Source organism: Vibrio sp. 704, assembly GCF_033339295.1.
Map to the genome: position 1 here is coordinate 1 of NZ_JAWOUH010001107.1, position 501 is coordinate 501.

At 50.5% G+C, this 501-nt stretch carries 2 protein-coding genes; both read left to right on the forward strand.

Features of this window, described 5'->3' with window-relative positions:
* On the forward strand, positions 1 to 298 hold a 298-nt coding region (locus R7R24_RS30900), incomplete at its 5' end, for a cytochrome c3 family protein (protein WP_318120741.1).
* Between the two features lie 9 nt (positions 299 to 307).
* On the forward strand, positions 308 to 501 hold a 194-nt coding region (locus R7R24_RS30905; RefSeq protein ID WP_318120742.1), incomplete at its 3' end, for a hypothetical protein.

The following is a 501-nucleotide window of genomic DNA, read 5'->3' on the forward strand; positions in this document are numbered from 1 at the left end:
TTGGTCAACCGTCAATAACGCTTGTTACGAGTGTCATGCAGAAAAACGCGGCCCATTCTTATGGGAGCATGAGCCTGTAAATGAAGATTGCACATCCTGCCACACACCTCATGGTTCAGTGAACAAAGCCTTGCTCAATAAACGGCTGCCAATGCTATGTCAGGAATGTCACCGTGTGCCACATGCAAACGTAGCCATTCCTGAAAACGACTTGAGAGTGCGAGGCGGAAGTTGTTTGAACTGCCACAATCAAGTGCATGGCTCTAACCACCCACGTGGTCAAACATTAAGTTATTAGGAGGGAGGCATGAAACTATCTCAACTGTGCATCGCTATTTCCCTTGCTTTTGCTGCGCAAGCGCACGCCAACGATTATTCGTTACAACGTTCTCAACCAGCCGACACTAGCCGCTGGCAGTGCAGTGGATGCAGCAGCGACGGCACATGGAGTGGAGAAGTCAGCGCGGGCGTAGTGTACCTTAACAACGATGGTTCCTCGCG